This window comes from Arthrobacter sp. C2 (genome assembly GCA_024207135.1).
In the GTDB taxonomy this organism is placed as follows: domain Bacteria; phylum Actinomycetota; class Actinomycetes; order Actinomycetales; family Micrococcaceae; genus Paeniglutamicibacter.
On the sequence record CP042428.1, the window covers coordinates 3,958,866 to 3,982,454 of the forward strand.

Sequence of the window (23,589 nt, forward strand, 5' to 3'; positions counted from 1 at the left end):
TGCGGCACCGGGGAATTCGGTGCCGCACCCGCGCACCATCCCCTAATACGCACTTCTTCCTCCCTCGGCCCGAAAGGCACGATCATGGCCTCCAGCTCCTGGCACCACGCCACCACCGAAATCCACGCCGGATACTCCCCGGCGGGAGAACACCGACCCATGACCGTGCCGATCTACAACACCGCGGCCTACCAGTTCCCCGACTACGCCACTGCGGCAAGGCTCTTCTCGCTGAAGGCACCGGGCTTCACCTACTCGCGCACCGGCAATCCCACGGTCGCGGTGCTCGAGGAGCGCGCCGCCGCCCTGGAAGGCGGGATCGGGGCCATCGCCACGGCCACCGGGCAGGCGGCCGTGGCGCTGTCCCTGCTGGCGCTGCTTCAGGGACCCAACCACCTGGTGGCCTCGTCCAAGCTCTACGGCGGCACCGTCGACCTGCTCACCGACACCTTCGCCGACTTCGGCATCACCGTCACGTTCGTCGACCCGGAAGACCCGGCCAACTGGGCCGCGGCCATCACCGAGAAGACCCGGGGATTCCTGCTCGAGTCGGTCTCCAACCCGCTGGCCACCCTGGTGGATCTGCGCGCAATCACCGATCTGGCCCACGCGGCGGGGATCCCGGTGGTCGTGGACAACACCCTGGCCACCTCGGCCGCATACAGGCCCATCGAGTTCGGTGCCGACATCGTGGTGCACTCGGCAACCAAGGCCCTGTCCGGGCATGGATCGGTTCTTGGGGGACTGGTCATTGACGCCGGCACGTTCGACTTCACCGATGCCGCCCGCTGGCCGCAGATCGCCGGTCCCAAGGCCCGATATGGCGGGGACTCGCTGCTGGGGCGCTACGGATCCACGGCGTACCTGATGCTCGCCCGCTCCAAGTTCCTGCACGACCTGGGCCCCACGCTCTCGGCGGCCTCTGCCAGCTCCATCCTCACCGGCATCGAGACGCTCTCGCTGCGCGTGGCCAAGGCCCAGGCCAACGTGCTCGAACTGGTCAAGGCCCTGGACGGGCACCCGGCCGTGGCCCGGGTGCACCACCCCTCGGTGTCCACCCACCAGGACCACGAGCTGGCCAAGGAACATTTCCCCAATGGCACCGGCTGCGTGTTTTCCTTTGACCTGGTGGATGCCTCTGCGGTGCCGCAGCTGGTCGACTCGCTGAAGCTCTTTGCGCTGGCCGCCAACATCGGGGACGCCCGCTCGCTGGTCGTGCACCCGGCCGCGATGACCCACTGCCGGCTCAACGATGCGCAGCTGGCGGCCGCCGGCATCGCACCGGGCACGCTGCGCCTGTCCGTGGGACTTGAGGACGCCGCCGATTTGATCGCCGACCTCATCGCTGGGCTCGACGCCCTGGGCCAAGACAACACCACCGAAACCGTGGCCAACGCGCCGCGCCAAACCGTCAACGCCTAGGGACCAGGGAGCAGCATCATGGGAACCACCAGCCACCGGGGTTTCAACACCCAAGCCATCCACGCGGGCCAGGCGCCCGACCCGCTCACCGGTGCGGTCATCCCGCCGATCTACCAGACCAGCACCTTCGTGCAGGACGGGATCAACGTCCTGCGCAACGGGCACGAGTACTCCCGCGGCTCCAACCCGACCCGCAACGGATTCGAAACCCAGCTCACCGCCCTGGAGGGCGGGCATGCCGGTTTCGCCTTCGCCTCCGGGATCGCCGCCGAGGACGCCCTGCTGCGCGCGGTGCTGGCCCCGGGCGACCACATCGTGCTCGGTGCCGACGGCTACGGCGGCACCAACCGCCTGGTCAACCGCCTGCACGGCAAGTGGGGGATCACCAACACCCCGGTGGACATCACCGACCTGGACGCCGTCGCCGCGGCCGTCCAACCGGGGAAGACAGCGCTGCTCTGGGTCGAAACACCGTCGAACCCGCTGCTGGGCATCGCGGATGTCGCCGGCTGGGCGAGGGTCGCCCAGGCTGCAGGTGCCCTGCTGGTCGTGGACAACACCTTCGCGACCCCGTTCCTGCAGCGCCCGCTGTCCTTGGGCGCGGACGCCGTGGTGCACTCGACCACCAAGTACATCGGCGGGCACTCGGATGTGCTCGGGGGAGCGGTGATCGTGGCCCGGAAGGAATTCCGCGGCGAGGAGCTGGCGGCCTCCGTGGGATTCCAGCAATTCGCCGGGGGAGCGGTGGCCGGGCCGCAGGACTGTTTCTTGGCCGCCCGCGGGCTGAAGACCCTGGGGCTGCGCATGGAACGCCACTGCGCCAACGCCGCAACCCTTGCCGAATGGCTGGGAACCCGCGAGGAAGTCGAAACCGTCCTGTACCCGGGCCTGGAATCGCACCCCGGCCACGAGCTGGCCAAGACCCAGTCCAGCGGCTTCGGCGGAATCGTCTCAATCCAGCTTGCCGGAGGGGAAGCCGCGGCCCGGGCCTTTGCCGAGTCGATGAAGCTCTTTGCGCTCTCGGTGTCCCTGGGCGGGGTCGAATCGTTGGTTTGCTACTCGGCGGAAATGACCCATGCCTCGGTGATCGGCACCCCGTTGGCCGTGCCGCGGAACCTGGTGCGCCTGAGCGTCGGAATCGAACAGGTCGAGGACCTCATCGCCGACCTGGAGCTCGGGCTGGCCGCCGCGCGGAATGCCTCGCGCCAGTACGCCGGGGCCAGATAAAGACTTGCGGTGGTCCCTTGTGAAGGTCTGAGGGGGCTGGGGAGGGGCCGCCGCATTCCCGTCCGGAACGAAGTCGCCGGGAAATGCGTGAAGCAAATGAAGCCGTGATGCCGCGATAAGCGGTAGGTGGTTTGCGATGAGTGGCAAGCGGTGAACGGATTGTTGTCACAAGTGGACAGGCGTTGATCAGTTTGCCACGATCTATTCATGTCAACTGATCGAAACGTACAACCAAAGCCCGGACTGGATGCCGAAGAGCGCAGCGCAAAGATTGCCGTGACGCTCTTCCCGCTGCTGGTCCTGGCCGGCGGGGCGTTCGCCCTGTTCTCCCCGGAAACCTTCAGCGGATTCTCCAAGGCCATCAACCCGTTGCTCATGGTCATCATGTTCGGCATGGGCCTGACCCTGACGCTTCCCGACTTCGCACTGGTCGTGCGCAAGCCGCTGCCGGTGCTCCTGGGCGTGGTGGCGCAGTACGTGATCATGCCGCTGCTGGGCCTGGGCGTTTCGATGCTGCTGCAGCTGCCCCCGGCACTGGCCGCCGGCGTCATCCTGGTTGGTTGCGCACCGGGAGGCACCGCTTCGAACGTGGTGACCTACCTGGCCAAGGGAGACGTCGCGCTCTCGGTGACCATGACCTCGATCTCCACCCTGCTGGCACCCATCTTCACCCCGCTGCTGACGCTCTGGCTGGCCGGGCAGTACCTGCCGGTTGATGCCGGGTCGATGGCCAAGTCGATCGTGCAGATCGTGCTCATCCCCGTGGTCCTGGGCCTGGTGCTGCGCGTGATCCTGCCGCGCCTGGTTGCCAAGGTGCTGCCTGCCCTTCCCTGGGTCTCGGTCATCGCCATCACCGGCGTGGTGCTCATCGTTGTCGCGGGAAGCGCGGCGGCCATCTTCAGCGCAGGTGCGTTGATCCTGCTGGCCGTCATCCTGCACAACGCCGGCGGTGTGGCCCTGGGCTACGGGACCGCGAAACTGTTCAAGCAGCCGATCGCCACCCGCCGCACCATGGCCATCGAGGTCGGCATGCAGAACTCCGGGCTGGCCTCGGGTCTGGCAAAGACCTACTTCACGCCGGAAGCAGCGCTGCCCGGTGCGGTGTTCTCCGTCTGGCACAACCTCTCCGGTGCGGTCATCGCCGCCATCTGGCGCCGCAGCAGCGCCAAGAACGCCGAGCGCGAAGCCGCCGAAGCGGAGCTTGCTTCCAAGTAACCCACGATTGATTCGAAGTGCCGAAGGTTCCTTCGTCGCGCCGCAAGGCCTGTGACCAAGGAACCTTCGGCAATTGGTGGCGGTATTCGATGCTGGCCTGGCCCGTCCACGAGATATCCCGGCCTACTCGATGCCTTCATCCAAAACCGTCGGCTTCACCGGGTTGCCTTTGTCGTGGTGTGAGCGTGCGCGTCCAAAGGCGCTGCGTGAGTTCTGTTTCCACCACCACCAGTCGGCGTGCGAGGCGGCCCGGCGCAGGAGCCCATTACTGAGCGGAGGAAACCCACTGGCGACGAGATCCCGGTGGATGTCCTCCGCTGCGCCATAGGCCATCTGTTTCCACTGTTTGCGGTTGCGCACCCAGTGGCGGTGGTCCTTGCACCACGTGTTGAGCCGGCTAAACAGCTCTGCCCCTGTGTCCATCTCAGCTTCACCTTGCAGCCCGGGAGGTTCCAGTCGCGGCCGGATTCACACCCCGCTCCTTGCGGCCAGTCCAGCCGGGTTGGATGGCTTCATCCCCCATGGCCTAAAAAAGTCGCTTCATGGATTAAATCTAGTTCGGATGTGCTCGAGCGTAAACAGCGCCGAAGGCCTATCCGCCAAAGGAAATGGGCAGCACATCGAGGTGCGAAACGATGGACACGACTTCCAGGCGCGGGTCTTGGTGCAACGCCCGGAACAAGTCGGGCGAAGCGGCAATGACCAAGGAGTCCGGATATAGTCCGGTGCCCCAGGCAAAGGAATGAGCGGGATCCTCGACGAAATCCGGGACCTGGTCCCGGACGCCGCGGAAGAGGATTTCCTCGATGCCAAGGTCTTCGTGGAGGTATTCCTGGCCGTGAAAGAAGCTGGTCGTGGCCTGGGGCGTGAAGGGCTTGGAGCGCCCGACCCATGTGCGGGTGTGCAGCAGCAAATCCGTGTCCAGGTGTGCGACCAGGATCTCGTGCAGGGCGGCGGCTGTTTCCCTGTCCAACTTGCCCAACGGTGCATCAGGCGGTTCGGCGTCGGGGTGATCCACCAGGTAGGTGCTCCACAGCTCGTTGCAGTCCATCGAGGCCTCCAAAACGACCCCGGGCGGTAGCAGGGATGACCACCGGCGAGGTTCCTCGTGGTTGTCGTAGGCGGGCAGGAAGAGCCGCAGCAGGTGCAGGGAACGGAATTCCTCGCCGATGTACTCACGGGCCAGCATGGAATCTTTCTTTCTCGGGAAGTGGGCCGGGATGCAAAAAGGTTTCGCGGTGCCGGAAAATTCTCCGACACCGCGAAACCACTTGTTGCCGTGCTGGTTACTGGTTGATGTAGGAGTCGTTCGGGTAGCGGATCCCCAGCTGGTGGCGGATCCCGTCGAAGATGGCCATGGTGTTCACTGAGTGCTCCCACGGCATGGTGGGGGACTCGTTCAGCCCCTCCTGGATGCAGCGGGTGGCTTCGCGGAACTCGTAGGTGTAGTTCCCGCCCACCGGCTCAAAGACCTCGGTCCGCGCTGGCCCGTTGACCGGATGGATGAAGAGCTTGGTGGGGTTGTGCAGCGGGGCGTTGGTGCCCAGCCATCCACCGGTGCAAGCCACCCGGGCTTCCTTGGTCGGCGAGCTGGTCAGCGAAACCATCAGCTGTGCGTGGCGCACCCCGGTGTAACCCAGGGTGATGGCGGTCTGGATGTCCACTCCGTCGTCGTTGAGGTCGCTGCTGGCCTGCACCGAGGTCGGGAAGCCCATGGCCCCGATGGCCCAGGTGAGCGGGTAGACCCCCATGTCCAGCAGTGCACCGCCGCCAGCCGCCGGGTCGTAGAGGCGCCAGGTCGGGTCGTAGGGGGCCAGGAATCCCAGGTCCGCCTGGACCCAGGACGGGTCTCCGAGCTCGCCGGACTCCAAGATCTCCATGGCCCGGGCGAATGCGGGGGTGAAGCGCGACCAGACGGCTTCCATGAGGAACAGGTCGCGGTCCTCGGCCTCGGCGACCAGGGCGCGGGCCTCGGAGGCATTGATGGTCAAGGACTTTTCGCACACCACGTTCTTGCCGGCCCGCAACGCGGCCATGGCGATCTCGAAGTGCTGCCCGTGCGGGGTGCCGATGTAGACGGCCTCGATCTCCGGTTCGGCAAACATGGCTTCGTAGGAGCCGTAGGCCCATTCGATGTCATGCTCGTCGGCGAAGGCGCGGGCGCGTTCCTCGCTGCGCGAGGACACCGCGATCACGTTGGCGTCCTCAAGGGACTGGAGATCGGCAAGGACCTTTTCAACAATGCGCCCGGTGGAGACAATGCCCCAGTTCAGCGAGCGGCCCGTGGCCCTGATTGGTGAGGGGGCGCTTGAATGGGCGGCGGGTGGTGCCTGGATGTAACGAACCATCGTAAGTGTGCTCCCTATGCAGTATTGGGCTGGGTGGGTGGACCTAACGTGCGGCGTTTGCCTCACGGTGCTTGGCCGCCAGCACCAGGTAGTGGGCGGCGTTTTTCTTCAGGGATTCGACTTCCTCGTCGCTGAGCTCGCGGCGCACCTTGGCCGGGACCCCCGCAACCAGCGAGCGCGGCGGTACCTGGGTGCCCTCGAGCACCAGGGCGCCGGCGGCAACCAGGGAGTTCTCCCCGATGACCGCACCGTTCATGATGGTCGCGCTCATGCCAATGAGGCAGTCGTTGCCCACGGTGGCCCCGTGAACCACGGCCGAGTGACCCACCGAAACGCGCTCGCCGATGGTGCAGGGGAATCCTGTGTCGGCGTGCAGCACCACGTTGTCCTGGAGGTTGGTGCCCTCCTTGACGGTGATGGTGTCGGAATCCCCGCGGGCCGAGACGCCATAGAAGGCGCTGGCATTCGCACCCAGGGAAACATCCCCGGAAAGCGTCGCGGTTGGTGCCACGAAAGCGGTGGGATCGACGGACGGGGTTACTGAATCGATGGTGATGATGTGGGCCATGACACCCACTCTAGCCGGTGCCCTTCGGGCTATTTGGTTGCACGACACGACGTTGTCGAGGGCGCATGCGGGAGCGGGGGAGACCTTGCCGGGGCCATGCGCCCATGAAGCTTGCCGGGCAGGTCGCCGGACGGCCACGCCCGGTCGAACGGATGCGCGGGACCCGTGCATGGTGGCCACCTCACGGGGCAAGCAGATAGTGTTGATGCTTGGCTCCGCACCATGGGACTGCAGGGTGTTTCATGGGGATCGGACACAGCAGAACAGGAGCAGCCGGAACAATGTGGCCGCAGCACAAGGTTGAGGTTTACGAGCGGATGGTCGCAGAACTCCGGCGCACCCTCGAGGAGCAGTCGCAGGGCATCGAGCCCCAGGTCCGCCAGCGGCTGGAGGGGATCATCCGGGGCGCGGTCCACACCATCGAGACCGGCGCCGAAATCGTGGCGGTGGGTCTCCCGGACCCCGAACCCGAGGCTTTCGAGCCGACTCCGGTCGAGCCCGGGGTGGTTGAACCCGCAACGGCCGAACCCGCCCCGGCTGCCGCCAAGCCCGCCATCGATCCCTTCCGCCACGGTGCACACGCCGAGGCCAACAGGCTGGCCAAGGCCAGGCAACTGGCCCGCTGGCTCTGGGACCGGGACATCACCGGGGAGCAGGTCCTGGGCTTCACCAACAAGTGGCGCAACAAGATCGCCCGCGCGGCCGGGGTCAACCCGCCCTCCACGCTGGAAACCTGGACGGTCGCGGTGGACCTGATGGCGCGCATGGAAGAACTAGCCGCTACCGGGACCCAGCCGGAAGCCAGCGAACGCCACCACCTGGACGAGCACGAACAGTGGGCCACCGAAAGCTGACAGGGGTATTCGGGGTCGGACCCGGGACTGCCGTCGAATTTGCAGGGGTTGGCCACGGGCCTGGTGTTGAGTCCGTCAGGCGGCGGTTTCAACACCGGTCCGCCGCCGGTACATGATCGCGGCCACCACGAGCCCCAGCACAAACCAGGCCAGCCCCACTCCCAGGGCGAGGGGCGTGGCGGACGCCAGCACCACCACCAGCAAGGCGGCCCCGACGGCGGGCACCGCCCCGTGCAGGAACCAGTTCCCCGGCCCGGGGCCCAGCTTCTTGACCAGGAAGTATCCGATGACCGAGGCGTGCAACAGGATGAATGCCGTCAATGCCCCGACGTTCACGACCGAGCTGAGTATGTCCAGGCCGTCGCCCCGGGTGGCCGCCCAGAGGGCAACGACGATGTTTCCGGACGCGGTGAGCAGGATGCTGCGCACAGGCACCCCCGTCCGCACCGACACCTTGGCCAGGGAGCCGGGCAGCCCCCGTTCTCGGGCCATGTCCATGATGATGCGGCTGCCCGCCCCCTGCCCCACCATGGCGGCGAAGGCGGCGCCGGCGGCCTTGGACAGGGCCAGCAGCCAATGCAGCCACGGCCCGATGCCGGTCCCGACGGCGTTGTAGTAGGCGGCGCCCTCGAGCGCTGGGTTGGCGGCAAGCTCCGCCGGGGTGGTGGGGGAGAGCAGTGCGCCGACGTAGCTTTGGGCCACGAACAGGACGCCGGCGATGACCAGGCACAGCATCGTGGCCCGGCCGACCATCCGGGCCCCGCCCTTGGCCTCCTCGGCGAAGGTGGCCAACGCGTCGAAGCCCAGGAAGGACAGGACGGCAACGGACACCGCAGCCAAGACGGCGGTGGTCGAGAAGCCGCCGATCCCCGTGAAGGGACTGAGCCACGGCCGCGTGGCTCCGTGGGTCGCCAGGACCCAGGCCCCGCACACCAGCACCACCAATAGGATCGCCACCTCGAGCAGGACGACGCCGGTGATCACCTTGGAGGCAAGCTGCACCCCCGCGAGGTTAAGCGCCGTGGTGGCAACGACGGCCACGGCCACGAAGGCCCAGACGGGGACGGCCGGGAACAAGGAATTCAGGGCGATCCCCGTGAACATGTAGGCGACGGAGGGAATGAACACGTAGTCCAGCAGGATCATCCAGCCGGAAACATATCCGGCCCGCGGGCCGATGCCCGCACCCGCGTAGGCGAAGACCGCACCCGCCCGGGGGATCTGGCGGGACATTCGCATGTAGCTGAGCGCGGTGAAGGCCATGACCAGGGTGGCGATGACGTATACGGTGGCCACCGCGCCGGACGACTTCGCATCCAGGGTGCCGAAGATCCCCACGGCGGCCGCGGGCCCGATGAAGACGAGCCCGAAGAAGATGAGTTGGCCCAGCGAGATGCTGCGCCGCAATGTTCCGGTTGCCGGGGCCGTTGCGTGTTCGTCCATGGGGAACATTGTGCACCACGACCCGCACGCCGCATACGGAATCGGCCGGCGCGCTGGTGGCATGATGAACCCATGAGCGAAAACGAAGACCCCACGCTGCGTTCCGTCGAGCTGACCCGCACGGCAACTGGCCGTTACACGGTGCGCAACGGGGCTGGTGCGGAAATTGAATTTGGCCAGGGCGAAGGGCTGTTGAGCCCGGTGGAGCTGCTGTTGGCGGCGATCGCCGGCTGTTCGTCCATCGACGTCGACACCGTGACGGCCCGCAGCGCCGAGCCCACGTCCTTCAAGGTGGCGGCCACCGGCCACAAGGTGGTTGAGGACGGTGCCAACCGCATGGACGGGCTGCACCTGTCCTTCAACATGGCGTTCCCGGACACAGTCGAGGGGCGCAAGGCCGCAGGCATGGTCGAACGCCTGGTGGATCTCTCGCACGCGAAGTACTGCACCGTGTCACGGACCGTGGAACGCGGCACTCCCGTCACGAACGACGTCCACGTGGAGCTCGGCGACGCCGAAGGCTGAGAGGACCACCCGGCGACATCTGGGTGGGTCCTTCGGTGGCCCCAACAAACCGGCGCCCGGTGGATCGCCAGTGGTGCGCGGAGCCGGACCGCTACGCGGCAGTCACGGGAAGTCCTATGCCGATTCCCTTCCTGGCCTGGCGTTTCAACAGCTCGTCATGGACAAAGGGCGCGTATCCGGCCATCATCATCAGTGCGAAGGCGATCAGCGGCATCGCGGTGTTGAGCATCAACACGATGCCGAGGTGCAGTGATGCCCCGATGAGAAACGCGACCAGGCGCAGCCCGGGAATCCACAGCGCCACGGAGAGGAAGAGTTCCGCGCAGACGCTCCCGATGGCCAAGGCGGGCAGCAGGCTCACCGGCACCGGGACCCAATCGCGCAGGTGGTGTCCGATGACCTCGCCGGAGAGGTACTGCTCGTTCAGCTTGGAAACGGCGGTGAACGCGTAGACCGTGGTGATTTGCACCTTGAGCAGAAAAGCCGGCCAGTAGGGAACCTGCAGCACCCTGTTCCAGGCACCGGGCCGCAGTGTCTTGTGTGCCCCGCTGCAGGACAAGAAGAAGGCCAATGCCGCCTGCAGGACCAAGTGGTTGCTGAAGGCCTGTTGGTCTGCGCCCAGAGCAACCACCGAGGTGGCACAGACCAGGATCATCGGCAGTCGCCCGGCAATGCCCAGCACCGAGCCAAGGCCGGCGATCAGGGCCACGGCGAACATGCCCAGCACCAGCTGTTCCCCGAGCGGGGGCAGTTGCTCGAAATACGGCATGGCCAGCCGCTCCCCGCCGGCGACTAGGGCCAGGACCACGAACCATTCGGTGGCCACGATCAAGGAAGCGATCCCCAAAAGTATCCGCCCGATGGCCAGCGGACGGGCGTCGATGGTGCCGCTCATGATCCGGGACATGGCAATTCCTCCTCGCGCTGCGGGGTTTCGCTGGACATCCGCACGGAGACCACGTCGTCGCGAGTTCGGCAAAGGAAATCCGCGACGGGTACGAAGTAGTCGATCTCGATCCGAAGTCCGGACACGATTTCACCCATGGGCACGTCTTCGGTTGCCCCGTTGGCGGTGAGAACCTCGACGGTCGGCGTTGAAACATATTGGGTATACATATGCCAGCTGAAACGCTCTGCCTGTTCAGAGCCCCCGATAGCCTGTAACGGGATCAATATCATCAGGCCAGTTGCTGCTGCGACAGTTGCGGCGCGCAGCACCTTCTTCGGTCGCGATGGCGGCGCGGCACCGGCCATGGCCCGATCCGGACCGCTTACGTCGCCTCGGCGCGTGCTTGCCTGTTTGCCCCCAACATCCCCCAATGTCATGCTTCGGAGTCTAGCGGCAGCTGCACGGTTCTGTCAGGGCTTTGGGGAAGTTCACCCAAATCCGTTCGCCTTGATGATCATTCGAAATTTCCAAGGATTGCTGTCAGTCGTTGGGGGAGTATCCGGTGCAGGACGTCGTTGGACACCCCGCCTGTTACTGCAAGCTCCAGGGGCTTGAATGGCATCCAAAAAGCAGCAGGCCGCAATCCAGCCGAGAGTCATGGGCGCGTTGTCCCGGAATGTCCTCCTGCCTTGAGGACTGACAAATCTGACGGAACCAGGCACCCCGGGGAATTGCGAGTCTTCGAGGGTCGGCACCGTCTCACCGATGCAGCGCAAGCAAAGGACTGCACAGGGTGTTATCGAGGCCGGGCCGCGTCCTGAAAGGAATCGGGGGAGCAACTAGTCACCACGGGGATTGCCTCACAGAAGTGTGATGATGGTTGCCACGTATGCAAACATGAAGCCGTGCCCAACTGTATAGACGACCGTGTATGGCCACCTTGTCCCAAATTGTTGATCTGTCGGCAACACCCGCCGTCCGCCGTTGATGGCAAACGCCAGCCGCACGTCGGGAATCCGCACCCGGTAGAGGTACAAAGAGAACAGAAACGTTGCCGACGCCGCGAATCCGAGGGCGGGGATTCCGACGAACCCGGTGGTGATTGGCAGCGCCGTGGCAAGTATGGCGAGCAAGGCGTTGCTAAAGACATTCATGCCGCCCAGAACACGGTCCATCTTCGAGTCCCGCGCTATGGCGTATCGGTACCTTCCCCAATACGCGCCCGCCCAGGCCATGAGCGGGACGTAGGTAAATAGCAGCACGTTGTTTCGGTCCGGATCGAAAAGCGGAGTTTCGCATCTTCTCGAAACGGACGAGGGGTCTCTCGCTTCATCGGCTGCCTCTTGACCCGGGGTCTTCGATTGCTGACATGCCTGTGTGGTTGGCGTGCCGGCATGCGCCTGTTGGGCAGCCAGCCCTATCCCCGCCGTTGACAACACTGCGTCGAACACCAGGATGCATCCCCGCATTAGCCCAAAGCCAGTCACGCAAAACCCCCATTTTACGTCGTGGAAACGAGCCTTACAGAACGAGGCAGGATTGTCCACGGTTCATAGGGGAGTATTTGGCCGTTGCCCGCGGAATCCGTATGTGAGCAAGGGGAAGGGGAAGGGTGAACGGCTGAGTCGCTGCCGGGGCTAGGAGAACACCACGGTGCGGTAGCCGTCGAGCATGACCCTGCGCTCGGCATGCCAGGCCACGGCGCGGGTGAGCGTGCGCCCCTCCACGTCGCGACCCATGGCCACGAACTGGCTGGCGGTGCGGGCATGGTCCACCCGTATGACCTCCTGCTCGATGATCGGCCCCTCGTCCAGGTCCGCCGTGACGTAATGGGCGGTCGCGCCAATGAGCTTCACGCCGCGGGCGTGGGCCTGGTGGTAGGGCTTGGCCCCCTTGAAGGAGGGCAGGAACGAGTGGTGGATGTTGATGGCGCGGCCGTTGAGCGCGCGGCACAAATCGTCCGAGAGGATCTGCATGTAGCGGGCCAGCACCACCAATTCGATGTTGTGCTCGTCCACCAGCGCCAGCAGCTGTGCCTCGGCCTGGGCCTTGGTCGCTGCGGTGACCGGGATGTGGATGAATTCAATGCCATGGAAGTCGGCCATGGGCTTCAGGTCCAGGTGGTTGGAGACGATGACCGGGATCTCCACCGGCAGGGTCCCGGCACGCTGGGCAAAGAGCAGGTCGTTGAGCGCGTGGCCTTCCTTGGACACCATGATCAAGGTCCGCACCTGGGAGCCGGCCGCGGTGATGCCCAGTTCCATGCCGAATTCCTCGCGCACCGGACCCAGTGCGTTGCGCACCGCATCGAGGTCCTGGGCCGTGGCCACGGCGATGCGCATGAAGAAGTTGTGGGTCTCGGGGCTTTCGAATTGCTGCGACTCGGTGATGTTGCACCCCGCGCTCAGCAAGGCTCCGGACACGGCGTGGACGATGCCCGGACGGTCGGGACAAGACAGGGAGACAATGAATTCGTTGGTGGTCACGTATTCACGCTACATGCAGGCAACGCCGTGGCTGAATCCGGTGAAGTGGAATGCGGACGCTACTACCGGGAATCGGCCGTGGCGGTGTCGGTGGCCGCGGCGTCCTGGAGCCTGCCGGCGGCAACGGCGGCGGCACGCCCGGCACGGGTCGCCCCGATGGTGGACGCCGAGGCGCCGTACCCGACCAGGATCAGGCCCGGGACCTTGGGAACAGACACCGAATCCTCACCCATGAGGATCCCGCCACCGGGCTCGCGCAGGCCCAGCGGCGCCAGGTGGTCAAGGGAAGCCCGGAACCCGGTGGCCCACAGGATCACGTCGATCTCCTCGGTGCTGCCGTTGGCGAAGGTGATCGAACGGGCGGAGAGCGAGTCGATCGCACCGCGTGAGACCAGCACCCCCGAATCGATTCCCTCCTGGTAGAAATCGGTCAAGGGGAGGCCCGTCACCGAGACCACGGACAACGGCGGCAATCCGGCACGGGTACGCGCATTGACGTTGTTCTCAACCTCGATGCCCCACTCCTTGTTCTGTGGCGCTTCCCTCCACTGCGGCGCTCGCCGAGTGGACCATAGGGTGTCAATTCCCAGCGTGGAAAGCTGCAGCAGGAACTGGGCGGCGCTGGTGCCGCCGCCCACCACCAGCACTCGTTGGCCCAGGAACTGCTCCGGCGCCACAAAGTCGTGGGTGTGCAGCTGGCGACCGGTGAATTCGCGTTGCCCGGGGTAATACGGCCAATATGGCTTGTCCCAGGTTCCGGTGGCGTTGATGACCGTGGCCGCGCGGATGGTGCGTCCGTCGGTTGCAGTGATCGTGAATCCGTCCTCGAGGGAACCCGTGACGTTGCGCACCTTGAAGGGCCGGATCACCGGCAGTGCGAAGGCCGATTCGTAGGCCCCGTAGTAGCGGGCAACCACCGCCGAGGCCGGCTCGCGGGGATCGGGGGTGGCAAGGTCCATGCCGGGAAGGGAGTGCAGCCCGTGGGCACGGTCGAAAGTCAATGAATCCCAGCGGTGGCGCCATGCTCCGCCCGGGCCGTCGTTGGCGTCCAGCACCACGAAGTCCTCGTGGGGAACAAGGCCCTTGCGCCGCAAATGGTGGGCCGCCGAGAGCCCTGCCTGCCCGGCACCGATGACGACCGTGCGCATTTCGTGGCTCGTGGACTGCATTCCTGGTGGCCCTCCTTCAGGGACGTGTTCATTGAAGATTCAACGTTCTTAGTGTGTAACAGTCCCAACCACGGGCCTATTCCGACTAATATTGAATGGTGTCGCGACTGGCGTTGGGTGGGGTGAACCACCGGGGAGCGGCACATGAGCTAACCACGGACCGCGCGCCTGGGTCCGGGGGTTGAATGTTTCGCAATGTGTACCTGCCCGAAGACCAACCCTCACCCACTGGAGTTCAACACCATGAGCAAGAATCCCGTGACCAACCAGTCCCTCGCAGAGATCGATCCGGAAATCGCCGAGGTCCTCAAGCTTGAGCTGGGCCGCCAACGCGACACCCTGGAAATGATCGCCTCCGAGAACTTCGCCCCGCGCGCAGTCCTTGAGGCCCAGGGCTCGGTCCTGACCAACAAGTACGCCGAGGGCTACCCGGGCCGCCGCTACTACGGCGGCTGCGAGCACGTCGACGTGGCCGAGAACCTGGCCATCGAACGCGTAAAGACCCTCTTTGGCTCCAAGTTCGCCAACGTCCAGCCGCACTCCGGCGCCTCGGCCAACGCCGCGGCCCTCTCGGCCATGATCGAACCAGGCGACAAGATCCTGGGCCTGTCCCTGGCCCACGGCGGACACCTGACCCACGGCATGAAGCTGAACTTCTCCGGCAAACTCTACAAGGTCGCCGCCTACGAGGTTGATCCGGAAACCTTCCGCGTGGACATGGTCAAGCTCCGCGCCCAGGCCATCGCCGAGAAGCCGCAGGTCATCATCGCCGGCTGGTCCGCCTACCCGCGCCAGCTCGACTTCGCCGAGTTCCGTGCCATCGCCGACGAAGTCGGCGCCAAGCTCTGGGTCGACATGGCCCACTTCGCCGGACTGGTCGCTGCCGGCCTGCACCCGAACCCGGTCCCGTACGCCGACGTAGTCACCTCCACCGTGCACAAGACCCTTGCCGGTCCACGCTCGGGCCTGATCCTGACCAACGATCCGGACCTGGCCAAGAAGATCAATTCCAACGTCTTCCCCGGCCACCAGGGCGGTCCGCTGATGCACGCGATCGCCGGCAAGGCGGTTGCCTTCAAGATCGCCGCCGGCGAGGAATTCAAGGAGCGCCAGGTCCTGACCCTCGAGGGTGCCAAGATCCTGGCCGAGCGCCTGACCGCCGAGGATGTCACTGCGGCCGGCGTCTCGGTGCTCACCGGCGGCACCGACGTGCACCTGGTCCTGGTGGACTTGCGCAACTCGGAGCTCGACGGCAAGCAGGCCGAAGACCTGCTGCACGAAATCGGGATCACCGTGAACCGCAACTCGGTGCCCTTCGACCCGCGCCCGCCGATGACCACCTCGGGACTGCGCATCGGCACCCCGGCACTGGCCACCCGCGGCTTTGACGCAGCGGCCTTCACCGAGGTTGCCGACATCATCGGTGTCGCGCTGCGCGACGGGCAGAACGCCGACAAGGCCGCCCTGGCCGCGCGCGTTGACACCTTGGCCAAGGCCTTCCCGCTCTACGAAGGCCTCGAAGACTGGTAATCGGCCACTGGCCCCCAACTCGGCACGGCCGCCGCTACAGCGCGCGCCCGCAACCTCTTTCCTGAACGGAGCACCACCACCCATGACTGCACAGATCCTTGACGGCAAGGCAACTGCAAAGGCCATCAAGGCCGAACTGACCGAACGCGTCGCGGCCCTGGCCACACGCGGCGTCACCCCGGGCCTTGGCACCATCCTGGTCGGATCCGACCCCGGATCCACCTGGTACGTCGGCGGCAAGCACAAGGACTGTGCGGAGGTCGGCATCAAGTCGATCCGCGTGGACCTGCCCGAGGACACCACCCAGGAAGACCTGCTGGCCAAGGTCCGCGAACTGAACGAGAACCCGGAATGCACCGGCTACATCGTCCAGCTGCCGCTGCCCAAGCACATCGACCAGGACGTTATCCTCGAGGCCATGGACCCGGCCAAGGACGCCGACGGCCTGCACCCGATGAACCTTGGCCGCCTGGTCGCAAACGTCAACCGCCCGATGACCTCGCCGCTGCCCTGCACGCCCAAGGGCTGCGTGGTGCTCCTGGAGCGCCACGGCATCGACCTGAACGGCAAGAACGTGCTGGTCGTGGGCCGCGGGGTGACCATTGGCCGCCCGATCGGTCTGCTGCTGACCCGCCGCGACATCAACGCGACGGTCACCCTGGCGCACACCGGCACCAAGGACCTGGCCAAGCACCTCGCCGAGGCCGACGTGGTGGTTGCCGCCGCTGGCCAGCCGCACATGATCAAGGCCAAGGACCTCAAGCCCGGCGCGATCGTGCTGGACGTGGGCGTCTCGCGCGTCAACGACGAGAACGGCAAGGCCGTTGTCACCGGAGACGTGGATCCGGCGGCCTACGAGGTTGCCTCCTGGATCTCCCCGAACCCGGGCGGCGTGGGCCCGATGACCCGTGCCATGCTGCTGGCCAACGTGGTCGAGTCCGCGGAGCGCGCGGCCGGACTATAAACAGGTCCGCCACGGAACGACAACGGCCCGTGTGTGGTTCCCCTTTCAATCGAAGGGAACCACACACGGGCCGCTTGCTGTCCGGAAAGGATGCCAAGGTCCCATGCGTAGGATGGCTCCATGACCGCCGACACCGCTCTTGCCACGCGACGCCGCCTGCCGGAGCGCCTGCAGTGGGTCATCGGGCTGCTGGTGTTCGCCGCGGCCTGCTACGCGGTCTTCGGGTGGTTGTATGACCGGGAAATCCACGATGCCGCGGGCAACAGGTTGGTCTTCTACCTTGGTTGGCAAGACGGGGAATTCGCGGCCCTGGCATTCGTGGTCGGGGAACTGGCAATGGGCGCGGTGTTGCTGCTGCTGGTCGGGCCACCGGTCGCACGAATCCGCAACACCGCAGTCTTTGTCATTGTTCAGCTGTTGCTCTTTGCCGTGGGCCTCGTGCTGTTCCTGTTCTGGGCGGGGGCCTGCCTTCTCATCATGATGGGTGCTGGAATGGGCTCGATGGATCCGGTCACCGCCCCGGACGGCAAACGGGTGCTCCTGGATCGCAGCATGGCCGATGGCGACATCACCGCGGTATGGGTTCCACACTCGCGGTTCATGTATGCGGAACTGCCCGACAGCAGCTTCCCGGCCGAGAGATATGTCCAGAGCGAGGTCTGCGCCCTGGAAACCAATTCCGAGCCTTGGGTCCTTTCCTGCCAGGGAATTGAAATGGTTCTCTAGCGTAACCGCCGACCTTAATCGTTGCCTCTGACGCCCTTTGTATGTTTCAGGGGTCGATTTAATTCGCCTGTTCGCCGTACCCGGAAGCAGAATCATTCCCAGTACACCAGCTCGGATCCGGTAGTTGATTCCTCGGTGCAGGTACCCCCCCCGATGCGACTATATGGGCCACTTGATGGGTTTCGTGGGGTCGGTAGTCGCAGGCGGCCACCGACCCCTTGAAACCAATTGCCTAAGCGGCTATCGCCATCCAGCCATTGGCCAGCTTCACCAGGGAATTGGCTGTGATGGCGGTGAACAAAGGAATCTCGTCCGGGTAGATGAACTCGTGCCGGGCATGCGCGCCGTCTCCGACCGCACCCATGCCGCACAGAACCGGGACACCGAGAGCGGACACGAAGTTGGCATCGCTGCCTCCGCCCACGGAAGTGTTCTCCAATGCGTGCCCGAGCTCTATGGCGGCGGCGGAGACCACGTCGAAGAGCCGTTGGCCCGGCTCTGTCATGTCCATCGGTGGACGGTTCCAGTAGTGGTCGATTTCGATGCACACCCGCTCGTCGCTGACGGTGATCGCGTCGAGGGCGGCATCGACGCGGGCCATCTCCGCCTGGCTCTCGACCCGGATGTCGATTACCGCCGTGGCGGTTCCGGCAGCAACATTGCTTGCGGATCCTCCGGAGACCAGACCGGTGCTGATGCTCGTGCCTTTGTCGAGATCGGCGACCTGGCTTGCCGCGGTGATGAATTCGGCCAGCCCATGGATGGCGTTGGCACCCGCCTTCGGGTCCAGTCCGGCGTGGGCTTCGATTCCCGTGGCCTTGACCTCAAAGATGCCCACGCCCTTGCGGCCGGTCTTTACCGCCTGGCCGGACGTCGGCTCCAGCACCAACACGGCGTCCGCCTCCAGCGCGGCGGCCTCGATGACGGGCCGCGAAGCGAGGGACCCGATTTCCTCGTCGCCGTTGAACAGGAAGGTCACGTCCGGGTGGGGCAGGCCTGCGTCGCGGACGAGTTTCAGGGCCCAGAAGCCCTGGACCAGCCCGGTCTTCATGTCGAAGATGCCCGGCGCGCTGAGGGTGGCCCGGCCCTGGGCATCGGTGCCCTCGATGATTCCCCAGTCGCCGAAGGTGCCGGTGGGCCAGACAGTGTCGTAGTGCCCGATCACGAGCACCTTCCCGCCGCCGGTTCCCGGGTAGGTCAGCTGCAGGATGTCGCCATGGTCCCCGCCCGGGGTGAGGATGGATTCGGCCGGCTCTCCGAGTACGGCCGTAGCCAGCTCCCGCACGTGGTCCAGGCCAGCGGCGAGGCCCTGGAGATCGGAACTGTAGGTTTCGACGGCGACCAGGTCCTTGATCTGCCCGATCATGGTGTCGTGGTGGGACTGTGCTGCGCGGAGCAACGGATTCATGTTCTTCTCCTGGTATGTGGGGGATGTTTGGTGGTGCATGTGCCGCGGTTAGATCCCGAAGGGGATTCCCAGGGCGTACCAGAGCATGAAGAACGCGACCCAGACGACCCAGATGACCATGGCCAGCGGGATGGTGAAGGATGCGAGCGTGCCGATGCCGGCGGACTTGCGGTATTGCTGGATGAATCCAAGGGCCATGACGAAGTAGGGGCTCATCGGGGTGACGCAGTTGGTCACCGAGTCGGCGATGCGGTACATCGCTTGAGTGGTCGCCGGCTCGATGTCCAACAGCATCAGCATGGGAACGAAGATCGGTGCGGCCAGGGACCACATGGCCGACCCGCTGGTCACGATGAAGTTCATGACGGAGATGACGATGGCCAGGCCCAGGAGGATGGCCCAGCCGGGGGCATTGATCCGTTCCAGGGAAGCTGATCCACTGATGGCCATGACCTCACCGATCCCGGTCCACTTGAAGTACGCGAGGAACTGGGAAATGGCGAAGAACAGCACCAGGATCGGGGCCATGTCCTTCATGCCGTGCGTCATCGCGGCCACGACGTCGGCGGCCTTGGAGTAGGTCCCCGCGGTTCGGCCGTAGACGTAGCCGACGATGCCGAAGAAGAGGCCGATGACGAAGGCCATTCCGCCAATGACTGGGGAGGTGAGCAGTGAGCCGCCTTCGCCGCGCAAAGGGGAAGAAGGTGGAATCATGGCCGCCACCAACACGACAAAGAAGGTGAGGGCTGCGATGCCCGAGAACCGAAGTCCGCGACGCTGGGCGGGCGTGGCCAGCAGGTCGTTGAAATCGACGACGTCCCCGGCTTCAGTCGGGTCGGATTCGAGGTCGGAGCGCTTGGCCAGGACCTTCTCAACGACGATGGTGATGGTCAGGGCGATGAGTATCGACGAAGATGCGCCGAAGAAGTAGTTGGCCAGCGGGGAAACCACGACGGTCGGGTCGATGGTGGCGGCCGCGGCGGTGGTGATCGAGGACAGCAGGACGTCTGTGGTCGTCAACGATGGAGACGCGTCGTAGCCGGCCGAGATCGAGACGAAGGCAACGATGGCACCGAGAACGGGGCTACGTCCGATGGCGCGAAAGACCAATGCACCCAAGGGAATGAGGGTGACGTAGGCGGCATCTCCGGCCACGTGGCCGATCATGGCAGCCATTGACAGGCTGAACGTCACGTACTTCGTGGGGATGCGGGTGACCGTCTGGCGAAGCACTGCATCGATCAGACCGCTGCGCTCGGCGATGGCGATGCCCAGCAGGGTTGTCATGATGGTCGCCAGCGGCGGAAACCCTGCGAAGTTCTTGACGGCGTCGCCGAGGATGGTCTGCATGCCTTCGGCACTCAGAAGACTGCGGACGACGACGGGTTCGCCGGTGCTCGGGTTCACTGCGGAGAGGCCGGCCGCATCGAGGATGCTGCTCAGGACGATGATGACTCCGGCCAGGATGCAGAAGAGCCAGAAGGGGTGCGGCAGTTTGTTGCCGACCCGCTCGATGACTCCGAATGCCTTGAAGGAGGCACGGATGAAGCCAGACCGTGGTTCGGTCTGAATGGTCGTGGTCATAGCCAGTCCTGTCGTCAGCGCATGGGAAGTGTGTTTTGAGACACGTGATTACAAGAATTATGCACGAACAACACTTGAATGCAAGAAATGATCGAAAACTGCTCTTGTCCACACGACTTATTCGGACCAAGTAGGATGGGTGCATCATGCTTGATGACTTGGATCGACAAATAATTGGTGTGCTTCACCTGTTGCCACGGGCTTCTTGGGACGAGGTCGCCTCGGTTGTCAGCGTTGACGCAAGCACGGTGTCCCGTAGGTATTCGCGGCTCGTGGCAGACAATGTCTTGCGTGTGGTTGGTGAGCTGTCGTGGACCACCTATTCCACGACGTACCCCGTGCACCTGCGCATCCAGACGCACTCCGCATCCCCGGCGCGGATCTTGGATGACCTTGCCGCACTTCCGCAGACCATCCACGTGGCATCCACTTACGGCCTCTATCCGTTGTTCGCCACCATCCATGCGGCCAGCGAACAGGAGACCGGAGAGGTGCTGCAGGCCGTCTACGGCATGGACGGCGTCTCATCGATCATGACGCTTCCCATCTTGACGTTCGGGTCGAAGGGTTCTCGGTGGGATCCGCAGCTCCTCACCGACCCGCAGCGCGAGGCCTGCCGCGTTCTGGCCGTGGCCGCGGGGGAACTCGGCGCCGAAGACTCGGCCCAGGCAATCCCGCCGTCTGGGATGGACCCGGTGGAGAAACGAGCGCTGTCGCTCCTGCAGCGCGAAGGCCGACTGTCGGCATCCCGGCTGGCCCGGGAGCTCGGCATTGCGAATTCGACCGCACAACGCATGATCCGGCGCTTCATGGACCACCAATGGTTCACTCCCCGGGTTGAGATTGACGGTGCATATCTGGGATTCGAGGCTCCGTTCGTCCTGAGCGTCAAGACCTCATTGGACTCGGCTGGTGAGGTGGCCCGGCGCCTGACGGAGCATCCAGCACTTCGCTTTGTCTCGCAGGTTGCCTCGGAGTACAACATGTTCTGCACGGGGATGGCCCGCGACCGGGAACATCTTGCCCAGCTCATCAATGAGGATTTCGGTGCCCTGCCGGGGGTTCGAGACGTTTCAGTGGACCTGTTCCTGACGGAAGCCAAGCGATTCTGGATGTCCCGTGGCAGCGGTCAGAGACTCAATGAGTTCGCTCCACCCCCACTTGTTTGATTCCCTGGCGTACTCCCCATGATGTACATGGGGCTACGGCCTCGGCCGGATGAACACGGATAGCGACTGCGAGTAGTCTCGTCTCATGATCAATCGACGCCGTCCGCCACTGGGCATCCTGCCGGTGGCCGTGGCGGTCGTCCAGATCGTTGGCAGCCATTTTGCCGCGCTTAGGTTCAACGAATCGCTATCCTGGTTTGCTGTCCTCTTGCTGTTGGCGGGTCCGGCCCTGCTGCTGTTGCGCCGACGCGCTCCCGGCCCCATGGTCGCCGGCATCGGGTTGGTGACCGTCGGCTACGTCGCGGCAGGTTTTCCGTGGGGACCCTTCCCCCTTTCCTTTGCCGTGGGGCTCGTCTTGGCCGTCCTGGCCGGCGCCCGTTGGTGGGCGTGGGGGAGCGCGGCGGCTGCCGGACTCGGATTCCTGTTGCTGGCCATGCAGCAAGGTGAAGGCACCAGAGTCTTTTTCGTGCTCGTGTGGCTGATAGTCGTCCTGCTGGTGGGCGAGCTGGGCCGCAGCGCCAAGACCCGGCGGGACGAATACCGCCGCGCGGCCATGGAACGGGCCAGGCACCAGCGAGACGAGGACCGACTAGTGCTGGCGCGCGATATCCATGATGTCGTGGCGCATTCGCTGTCGATGATCAACGTGCAAGCCTCCGTTGCCCTTCACTTGGCCAAGAAGGGCGGCGACACCCAAGGTATGTACGAGGCCTTGGAAAACATCAAGACCGGTTCCAAGGAAGCCCTCTCCGAGGTGCGTGAGGTGTTGGCCGTCCTGCGCCAGGATGCGCCACGGGTTCCCAGCCAGCGGCTGGAACAACTCGACGAGCTGGTGCAGCGGGTCCGCGGGGCCAACTTGTCGATCATCTTCACCCCGCCGGTGTTGCCGCCGCCCGGGTGGGTCGATGAACGGGTGGAGAACATCCTCTACCGGGTGGTCCAGGAATCCCTGACCAATGTCGTACGGCACGCCAAGGCGAGCCGCGTGGTGGTCGCCGTGCACCTGGATGACGCGCACGCCGCGGTCACCGTCACCGACGACGGAGTTGGCATTGGCATTGGCAACGAGGGAAACGGAATCGGCGGCATGCGCGAACGTCTGGGTGCACACGGTGGCACGCTGACGATCGACGCGGCAAATGCCCCGGGAGCACCGACTCCCGGAACCCGGATCAGCGCCTGGCTGCCGGCACCAGGAACGACGCGTGCCTGAAGACCAGGCACCCCACGACACGAAACCAAGGAGCCCCATGATCGGCCTTCTCATTGTTGATGACCAATCGTTGATCCGGGCAGGTTTCTCCGCGCTGCTGGGCGCCGAGGGCGACATGCAGGTGCTCGGCCAGGCTTCCAACGGCATGCAGGCGGTTGCCCAGGCCCGGGCCTTGAAACCCGACATCGTGCTCATGGACATCCGCATGCCCCAGGGAGACGGCATCACGGCCGCGGCAGCAATCACCGCGGATCCCGACTTGGCCCACACCCGGATCATCATGCTCACCACCTTCGAACTCGACGACTACATCCTCGATTCCATCCGTGCCGGGGCCTCCGGATTCCTGGTCAAGGACACCGAGCCGGAGGAATTGATCCAGGCCGTGCGGATCGTCGCGGCGGGGGACTCGCTGCTCTCGCCCTCGGTGACACGCAAGCTCCTGGCTCAGGTTGCCGCCACCCAGCCCCCGCCGACCACCAAGAGGCCTGCGGCCATGGACGTGCTGACCGAACGCGAGCGCGAGGTGTTGCTGCTCATTGGCACAGGCAAGAGCAACGCCGAAATCGCCGAACAACTTTTTATCACCCCGCTCACGGCCAAGACCCATGTCCCCAGGATCATCGGGAAAATGGGCGTGCGCGACCGGACGGGGCTTGTGGTTATCGCGTACGAAAGCGGGCTGATCACTCCAGGCGCGCTGCCGGCCGCGCAGGGGCCTCGACGCGACCGACCCTAATCCTGGTGGCACCGGCAACTGCACCGGGTGGAGTACGCCGGGCGGTCCAAGGTGTCTCCACCCGGCCGATGCGGCAAGGGACCCCAGGGAACGAAAGTGGATACATGAGG

23 protein-coding genes and 1 riboswitch are annotated in these 23,589 nt (G+C 65.0%); of the genes, 11 read left to right on the forward strand and 12 right to left on the reverse strand.

The features are described 5' to 3' along the window. Positions 1-84 precede the first annotated feature (84 nt). The 3 genes from FPY90_RS18160 to FPY90_RS18170 all read left to right on the forward strand — a co-directional run bounded on the left by FPY90_RS18160 (position 85) and on the right by FPY90_RS18170 (position 3,864). On the forward strand, positions 85-1,422 hold the full coding sequence (locus FPY90_RS18160; protein WP_498682581.1) for an O-acetylhomoserine aminocarboxypropyltransferase/cysteine synthase family protein: 1,338 nt from the start codon (positions 85-87) through the stop codon (positions 1,420-1,422). A gap of 18 nt (positions 1,423-1,440) precedes the next feature. Next, complete coding sequence (locus FPY90_RS18165; RefSeq protein ID WP_498682582.1) at positions 1,441-2,649, forward strand: cystathionine gamma-synthase; 1,209 nt, start codon at positions 1,441-1,443, stop codon at positions 2,647-2,649. A 207-nt stretch (positions 2,650-2,856) separates the two neighbouring features. Then, positions 2,857-3,864: a bile acid:sodium symporter family protein gene (locus FPY90_RS18170; RefSeq protein WP_498682583.1), complete on the forward strand. Its 1,008-nt coding sequence runs from the start codon at positions 2,857-2,859 to the stop codon at positions 3,862-3,864. A 123-nt stretch (positions 3,865-3,987) separates the two neighbouring features. On the opposite strand, the gene FPY90_RS18175 is transcribed toward FPY90_RS18170, so the two are convergent. From FPY90_RS18175 to FPY90_RS18190, 4 genes are all read right to left on the reverse strand, one after another. Then, positions 3,988-4,287, reverse strand: coding sequence for a hypothetical protein (locus FPY90_RS18175; protein WP_498682584.1), 300 nt, complete (start codon positions 4,285-4,287; stop codon positions 3,988-3,990). 169 nt (positions 4,288-4,456) lie between these two features. Next, positions 4,457-5,053, reverse strand: a complete 597-nt coding sequence (locus FPY90_RS18180; RefSeq protein WP_498682585.1) for a hypothetical protein — start codon at positions 5,051-5,053, stop codon at positions 4,457-4,459. 97 nt (positions 5,054-5,150) lie between these two features. Further along, positions 5,151-6,212 carry a Gfo/Idh/MocA family protein gene (locus FPY90_RS18185; RefSeq protein ID WP_498682588.1) on the reverse strand — a complete coding sequence of 354 codons (1,062 nt, stop codon included), beginning with the start codon at positions 6,210-6,212 and terminating at the stop codon, positions 5,151-5,153. A 43-nt stretch (positions 6,213-6,255) separates the two neighbouring features. Further along, positions 6,256-6,780, reverse strand: a complete 525-nt coding sequence (locus FPY90_RS18190) for a gamma carbonic anhydrase family protein (RefSeq protein WP_498682590.1) — start codon at positions 6,778-6,780, stop codon at positions 6,256-6,258. 317 nt (positions 6,781-7,097) lie between these two features. On the opposite strand from FPY90_RS18190, the gene FPY90_RS18195 reads away from it, so the two are divergent. Beyond that, positions 7,098-7,634 (forward strand): hypothetical protein, encoded by a 537-nt coding sequence (locus FPY90_RS18195; protein WP_498682593.1) that lies wholly within the window; start codon positions 7,098-7,100, stop codon positions 7,632-7,634. Between the two features lie 75 nt (positions 7,635-7,709). Here FPY90_RS18195 and FPY90_RS18200 read toward each other — a convergent pair whose 3' ends face one another. Continuing rightward, positions 7,710-9,077, reverse strand: coding sequence for an APC family permease (locus tag FPY90_RS18200; protein ID WP_498682595.1), 1,368 nt, complete (start codon positions 9,075-9,077; stop codon positions 7,710-7,712). Between the two features lie 72 nt (positions 9,078-9,149). On the opposite strand from FPY90_RS18200, the gene FPY90_RS18205 reads away from it, so the two are divergent. Then, a complete protein-coding gene (locus FPY90_RS18205) occupies positions 9,150-9,602 on the forward strand; it encodes an OsmC family protein (RefSeq protein WP_498682596.1) in 453 nt (150 codons plus the stop codon). A gap of 91 nt (positions 9,603-9,693) precedes the next feature. Here FPY90_RS18205 and FPY90_RS18210 read toward each other — a convergent pair whose 3' ends face one another. The 5 genes from FPY90_RS18210 to FPY90_RS18230 all read right to left on the reverse strand — a co-directional run bounded on the left by FPY90_RS18210 (position 9,694) and on the right by FPY90_RS18230 (position 14,146). After that, positions 9,694-10,509 carry an HTTM domain-containing protein gene (locus FPY90_RS18210; RefSeq protein ID WP_498682599.1) on the reverse strand — a complete coding sequence of 272 codons (816 nt, stop codon included), beginning with the start codon at positions 10,507-10,509 and terminating at the stop codon, positions 9,694-9,696. After that, the gene (locus FPY90_RS18215) at positions 10,494-10,928 is read right to left on the reverse strand and encodes a hypothetical protein (protein WP_498682601.1); all 435 of its coding nucleotides are present in this window, start codon (positions 10,926-10,928) and stop codon (positions 10,494-10,496) included. Before FPY90_RS18215 ends, FPY90_RS18210 begins: the two co-directional genes overlap by 16 nt. A gap of 423 nt (positions 10,929-11,351) precedes the next feature. Further along, on the reverse strand, positions 11,352-11,666 hold the full coding sequence (locus FPY90_RS18220; protein ID WP_498682603.1) for a hypothetical protein: 315 nt from the start codon (positions 11,664-11,666) through the stop codon (positions 11,352-11,354). A gap of 462 nt (positions 11,667-12,128) precedes the next feature. Next, complete coding sequence (purU, locus tag FPY90_RS18225; RefSeq protein WP_498682605.1) at positions 12,129-12,977, reverse strand: formyltetrahydrofolate deformylase; 849 nt, start codon at positions 12,975-12,977, stop codon at positions 12,129-12,131. Between the two features lie 62 nt (positions 12,978-13,039). Beyond that, positions 13,040-14,146 carry an NAD(P)-binding domain-containing protein gene (locus FPY90_RS18230; protein WP_498682607.1) on the reverse strand — a complete coding sequence of 369 codons (1,107 nt, stop codon included), beginning with the start codon at positions 14,144-14,146 and terminating at the stop codon, positions 13,040-13,042. A gap of 93 nt (positions 14,147-14,239) precedes the next feature. Beyond that, positions 14,240-14,327, forward strand: a riboswitch (ZMP/ZTP riboswitch). A 62-nt stretch (positions 14,328-14,389) separates the two neighbouring features. Between FPY90_RS18230 and glyA the strand changes: the two genes are divergently transcribed. The 3 genes from glyA to FPY90_RS18245 all read left to right on the forward strand — a co-directional run bounded on the left by glyA (position 14,390) and on the right by FPY90_RS18245 (position 17,366). Then, positions 14,390-15,676: a serine hydroxymethyltransferase gene (glyA, locus tag FPY90_RS18235; RefSeq protein ID WP_498682608.1), complete on the forward strand. Its 1,287-nt coding sequence runs from the start codon at positions 14,390-14,392 to the stop codon at positions 15,674-15,676. A gap of 82 nt (positions 15,677-15,758) precedes the next feature. After that, positions 15,759-16,640 (forward strand): bifunctional methylenetetrahydrofolate dehydrogenase/methenyltetrahydrofolate cyclohydrolase, encoded by an 882-nt coding sequence (locus tag FPY90_RS18240; RefSeq protein ID WP_498682610.1) that lies wholly within the window; start codon positions 15,759-15,761, stop codon positions 16,638-16,640. Positions 16,641-16,760: 120 nt separating this feature from the next. Continuing rightward, positions 16,761-17,366 (forward strand): hypothetical protein, encoded by a 606-nt coding sequence (locus tag FPY90_RS18245; RefSeq protein WP_498682612.1) that lies wholly within the window; start codon positions 16,761-16,763, stop codon positions 17,364-17,366. Between the two features lie 232 nt (positions 17,367-17,598). Here the strand turns inward: FPY90_RS18245 and FPY90_RS18250 are convergent, their stop codons facing one another. Together FPY90_RS18250 and FPY90_RS18255 are read right to left on the reverse strand one after the other, a co-directional pair. Then, positions 17,599-18,774 (reverse strand): M20 family metallopeptidase, encoded by a 1,176-nt coding sequence (locus FPY90_RS18250; protein WP_498682614.1) that lies wholly within the window; start codon positions 18,772-18,774, stop codon positions 17,599-17,601. Between the two features lie 48 nt (positions 18,775-18,822). Beyond that, entirely contained in the window at positions 18,823-20,358 is a 1,536-nt protein-coding gene (locus FPY90_RS18255; protein ID WP_498682616.1) for an AbgT family transporter, read from the reverse strand. Between the two features lie 146 nt (positions 20,359-20,504). On the opposite strand from FPY90_RS18255, the gene FPY90_RS18260 reads away from it, so the two are divergent. From FPY90_RS18260 to FPY90_RS18270, 3 genes are all read left to right on the forward strand, one after another. After that, entirely contained in the window at positions 20,505-21,527 is a 1,023-nt protein-coding gene (locus FPY90_RS18260; protein WP_498682618.1) for an Lrp/AsnC family transcriptional regulator, read from the forward strand. A gap of 85 nt (positions 21,528-21,612) precedes the next feature. Continuing rightward, on the forward strand, positions 21,613-22,740 hold the full coding sequence (locus FPY90_RS18265) for a sensor histidine kinase (protein WP_498682619.1): 1,128 nt from the start codon (positions 21,613-21,615) through the stop codon (positions 22,738-22,740). A 37-nt stretch (positions 22,741-22,777) separates the two neighbouring features. Next, entirely contained in the window at positions 22,778-23,479 is a 702-nt protein-coding gene (locus tag FPY90_RS18270) for a response regulator (protein ID WP_498682621.1), read from the forward strand. Positions 23,480-23,589: the final 110 nt, after the last annotated feature.